This is a genomic window from Ralstonia sp. ASV6 (assembly GCF_016429285.1).
GTDB classification, from domain to species: Bacteria; Pseudomonadota; Gammaproteobacteria; order Burkholderiales; family Burkholderiaceae; genus Ralstonia; species Ralstonia flaminis.
Genome location: NZ_JAELUI010000237.1, coordinates 1 through 5,135, shown reverse-complemented (window position 1 = coordinate 5,135; position 5,135 = coordinate 1). Strand labels below are relative to the sequence as shown.

Annotated in this window: 3 protein-coding genes; 2 read left to right on the top strand and 1 reads right to left on the bottom strand. The window is 63.5% G+C overall.

Going from position 1 to position 5,135, the window contains the following annotated elements:
* Positions 1-201: 201 nt before the first annotated feature.
* Positions 202-1,878, bottom strand: a complete 1,677-nt coding sequence (locus JHD73_RS26525) for an L-lactate permease (protein ID WP_199033135.1) — start codon at positions 1,876-1,878, stop codon at positions 202-204.
* Positions 1,879-2,210: 332 nt separating this feature from the next.
* On the opposite strand from JHD73_RS26525, the gene JHD73_RS26520 reads away from it, so the two are divergent.
* Both JHD73_RS26520 and JHD73_RS26515 read left to right on the top strand, forming a co-directional pair.
* On the top strand, positions 2,211-4,559 hold the full coding sequence (locus tag JHD73_RS26520; protein WP_199033134.1) for a patatin-like phospholipase family protein: 2,349 nt from the start codon (positions 2,211-2,213) through the stop codon (positions 4,557-4,559).
* Between the two features lie 167 nt (positions 4,560-4,726).
* Positions 4,727-5,135: biotin/lipoyl-binding protein (locus JHD73_RS26515; protein ID WP_199033133.1), on the top strand; the 409-nt coding region annotated here is incomplete at its 3' end.

Genomic DNA, 5,135 nt, shown 5'->3' with positions numbered 1-5,135 from the left:
TGCCGAACTGCTCAAGCAGCTTGGCTGGAATCGCCGGCAGCTCGACCGGCTTGGTCTTCGGTTCGCGAGGCATAAACCCTCCTTGAGGGCATGTTATGCCTTGAACACGAAATTACTGACAGGCCCCTGGGCCCACGCACGTCTCGGCATGAAAAAAGCCGCTCGGTTGAGCGGCTTCTTGTGCAGAGAGGTGGGGGGCTCTCAGCGCACGACCATGTGCGTGAACGGTTCCACGTACGCCTGCAGCGTGATCAGCAGGCCCACCAGGAAGGCCAGCGCAATCGAGTGGAAGAACACATAGCGCAGGATGTCGCCCTCGTGGCCGTACCACTTGGTGGCGGTAGAAGCCACCACGATGGACTGTGCGTCGATCATCTTGCCCATCACGCCGCCCGAGCTGTTGGCCGCAGACATCAGGATCGGCGACAAGCCAAGCTGTTCTGCTGTGGTCTTCTGCAGGCCGCCGAACAGCACGTTCGATGCCGTGTCCGAACCGGTGAGCGCCACGCCCAGCCAGCCCAGCATCGTGCCGAACAGCGGATACAGCACGCCGGTGTGCGCAAAGGCCAGACCCAGCGTGGCGTCCAGCCCCGAGTAGCGGGTCAGGTAGCCAATGCCGAACATCGCGCAGATGGTCAGCAGCGAATAGCGCGTGAGCTTGATGGTGTTCCAGTACTCCTTGAGCATGCGCGGGATCGAGTAGCCCATCAGCAGGCCGCCCACGACGGCCGAGACGAGGATGCCCGTACCTGCCATCGACAGCACGTTGAAGAGGAACACCGCGCCTTCCTTCGTTTCCTTGGCGACCACCGGCGGGCCCTTGACCACCATCTTGTCCAGCCCCGGAATCGGGAACTTGAATTGCCAGATGCCGTCGACCAACGCTTTGAACTGCGGCACGCCCCAGATGAACACGAAGACCGTCAGGATCACCCACGGCAGCCACGCTTGCATGCGCGAGATCTTGCCGTCGGTGGCGGTGGTGGCTTCGCGCGCCTCAGCCGCGGCTTCGGGATCGACGCGGGAGTTGTCCTCACGGTTGCGCAGGGCGGTCGATGTCCAGATGGTCTTGGGCTTCCACACCTTCAGGAACAGCGTGAGCGAGCCCATCGACACCAGCGCCGCAATCACGTCCACCAGCCACGGGCCGTGGAAGTTCGACACCAGGAACTGCGGAATGGCGAACGACACGCCTGCCACCAGAATCGCCGGCCAGATCTGCAACATGCCGCGGAAGCCCGCAAACGCCCAGATCAGCCAGAACGGCACCAGCACCGAGAAGAACGGCAACTGGCGGCCGACCATGGCCGACAGGTGCAGCAGATCCAGCCCCGTGACGGAGGCCAGCCCGATGAGCGGTGCACCCAGCGCCCCGAAGGCCACCGGTGCGGTGTTGGCGATCAACGCCAGGCCAGACGCTGCCAGCGGCGAGAAGCCCAGGCCGATCAGGATGGCGCCCGTCACGGCCACCGGCGTGCCGAAGCCTGCCGCGCCTTCAAAGAACGCACCAAAGCTGAACGCCACCAGCAGCAGTTGCAGGCGGCGGTCTTCGGTGATGCCCGAGATGGAGTTCTGCAAGACCTTGAATGAGCCATTCAAGGTGGTGAGCCGATGCAGGAAGATGATGTTGAGGACGATCCAGCCGATCGGGAACAGGCCGGAGACGATGCCAAGGCCTGCTGCCTTGCCCGCCATGGCGGCCGGCATGCCAAACACGAACGACGCAATGCCGATGCCGACTATCAGCGCCAGGCCCGCAGCCAAGTGGGCCTGCATATGAAAGAAGGCCAGCGAACACAGCAGCACGGCCACCGGTACCCCGGCCGCGATGGTTGACCATACGGCACTGCCGAGCGGGTCATAGACTTGATTCCACATCTTGATCTCCTCCTGTTTCTGGGCGTTTCAGTTCTATGGGCCTATTTGGCACTCCCGATACATTGCCAGGCAGGCTCTGCAATACCGAACGTCTTCTTGCGCCCGCGTTTGATGGATCAACGAGGCGACCGCGGATTTTAGGAACAAGCGTGTCGGGGTCTGCGCAATATTCTGTCACTTTCAACCTGAAAAGTATTCATCGGCGCGTGACGCCCGATACCGTGCGGCTTGGTGCGGCGCACAGGAATTGCACCGGGTAAATCCGGGTTGTGGAATCATGGCGCCTGCAAAGTTTTAATCCATAACAAATCAGCCTGGATCGATTCCTCCTCATGGCTTTCCTGACGGCTCTTTCTGTGCGCCGCTTGGCTGCTGCCGGGCTGGTTTTGCTGATCGCGTTCTCGCCGGCAGCGCACGGCCAGACAGCGCCCAACCCAGCTCCAACCGCCGTGAACACTGAATCCACGCGCCCGCGGATCGGCCTCGTGCTGTCGGGCGGCGGGGCGCGTGGCTATGCGCATATCGGCGTGCTCAAGATGCTGGAGCGCATGCGCATTCCGGTGGACGTGATTGCCGCTACCAGCATGGGCGCCGTGGTGGGGGGGCTGTACGCCAGTGGCCTGGGGGCGGATGCGCTGGAGCAGAAGCTCACGCAGGTTGACCTGAGCGACATCGCCTTCGACCGCAACGAGCGCGCCAAGCTGCCGCAATCGCTGCGCGAGGATGATTTCCAGTACCCGATCGGCTTGTCTGCCGGTTATGCAGACGGCCGGCTCAGGCTGCCTGCCGGGCTGGTGCAGGGCAACCGTCTGCTGGCACTGCTCAAGAATTGGACGGCCCAGTGGCCCGACAACATCAAGTTTTCGCAACTGCCGATTCCATTCAAGGCCATGGCAACCGACTTGGCGACGGGCGATCCGGTGATCCTCGATCGCGGCTCGCTGCCGCTGGCGATGCGCGCCAGCATGGCGGTGCCCGGCCTGTTCGCGCCCATCGAGGTGGACGGACGCACGCTGGTGGACGGCGGCCTGGTGGCCAACCTGCCGGTGCAATTGGCGCGCGACATGGGCGCGGACATCATCATTGCCGTCAACATCGGCTCCGACCTGCAGCGGCCGGAAGACCTCGCCTCGCCGGCGGCGGTGACGCAGCAGATGATCACCATCCTGGTCGGCCAGAACGTGCGCGCCCAGAAGGCGCTGTTGCGGGGGCGCGACGTATTGATCGAACCGCAACTCAATGAGTTGTCGTTCACGGACTTTGCCAAGGGGCCGCAGGGTGTCGCGCAGGGCGAGAAGGCGGCCCAGGGTGTCGAGGCCAAGCTGGCGGCGCTGTCGCTCTCGCCGCAGGCGTATGCAGCCTACCGTGCTGCCCATATACCGCAGGGCATGCTGGCGCAAGGTGCGCGCATCGACGCCATTGATGTGACCACCAGCGGCCGCGTGCCGGTGGCGCGTGTGCGCCAGCTGCTCAAGGTGCGCGAGGGCGACACCTATGACGCAGAAGAACTCAACCGCGAACTCTCGGCCCTGGCCACCACCGGCGACTTTGAAACCGTGACACAGCGGCTGGTGGAAGAAAACGGCGTCCACACGCTCAAGATCGACGCACACGAGAAATCCTGGGGTAACCAGTTCTTCCTGTTCGGCTTGGGCATGTCGACCAACTTCGATGGGCGTGGTGCGTTCAACGTCAATCTGGGGCACCGGTATCCGTGGCTGACACAGGGCGGGTTGGAGTGGCGCAATGACATCGTGCTCGGCAGCAACCGGGCCAGCATCCATACCGAATTGCGGCAGCCGCTGTGGCAAGCGCGCGGTTTCTACATTGCGCCGTACGCGGAGTATTCACGCCGCAGCTCGGACGTGTACTTCGACGATGAGTCGCCCACCAAAGACTCCAAGCCGTTCAACAACCTCACCATCGAGACGGCGCGCGCCGGTGTTGACCTGGGCATTCCGCTGGGTCGCAAAGGCGAACTGCGGCTGGGTGTGAACTATGTGAAGAAGACGGCGACCTTCAACTACCTGACCGTGGTGACGGACGAATTCGGCAACATCGTGGATGCGGACAGTCTTCCATCCCTGACTGCCAGCCAGCCGGCGTTTCGGGCACAGCTCACGCTGGACCAGCTCGACGACGCACTGTTCCCGCGCAGCGGCTATTACCTGTTCGGCAGCGTGGAAGCGGGTTTCGGTTCGCTCGACAAGAAGTACAACACCGCCCAGGCCAAGGGGTTGTGGGCAACGAGCTACGGGCGCCATACGTTCAACGTCGCGCTGGAAGGGGCGGGGCAGTTTGGTGCGAACAGCCCGACGCGAGACAACGGTGGCGATAGTGGCAACGGCGCCAACGAGGGCTTCTACCTCGGAGGCTTCCAGCATCTCTCGGCTTATGCGCAGGATCAGTTCAACGGTCAGTACCTGTTGTACGGGCGTCTGACCTACCTATACGACTTGCGCGTGGACGATCTGCTGGGTTTGCGCGCGCCGGTCTTCGGCGCCAGCGCGGAGGCGGGCAACGTCTGGCAGTTGCGCAACAACTTCGGCCGCGGCGGCTACCTGAAGAGCGGCAGCGTGTTCGTCGGCGGCAACAGCCCGATCGGCCCGTTGTACTTCGGTTTTGCCCTGGCGCCGCAGGGCGTGTGGAACGTGTATCTGCAGCTCGGTCGGGTGTTCTGACGCGGCTTCGGGCGACGCATTTGCGCAGGTACCTCGTGGAGGCGCCTGCTTCGTAAGGTCTTGATCAGATTGGGAAATCAATCGGTCGAGCAGAGGCGGAGCGACATGCTAGCCTTCCGCTTCGCTTTTTCAATATCTCGGGCGTGCACGCGCCCAGCCCCCTTCCCATGAAGTTCTCCGTGTTGTTCCAAGGCTCCCGTTCGTCCCGGTGGTTGCTCTGCGCATGTGCGCTTACCGTGTTTCAGGCCTGCAGCAAACACACCGACGAGGTTGCCAAGCCTGCCGGCCCGCCGGAAGTCGAGTTTGCCGTTGCGCAGCGCTCCGACGCGCCGCTGGAGACCGAACTGCCCGGCCGCCTGGAGCCGTATCGCACGGCAGAAGTGCGCGCACGCGTAGATGGCATCGTGCTCAAGCGCGCCTATGAAGAGGGGCAGGTCGTCAAGGCTGGCCAGGTGCTGTTCCGTATCGATCCGGCGCCGCTCAAGGCACAGGTGGACGCGGCACAAGGCGCACTCGCCCGCGCGCAGGCGCAGGTTGCCATCGCCCGCGACAAGGCCACCCGCTACAAGGGCTTGG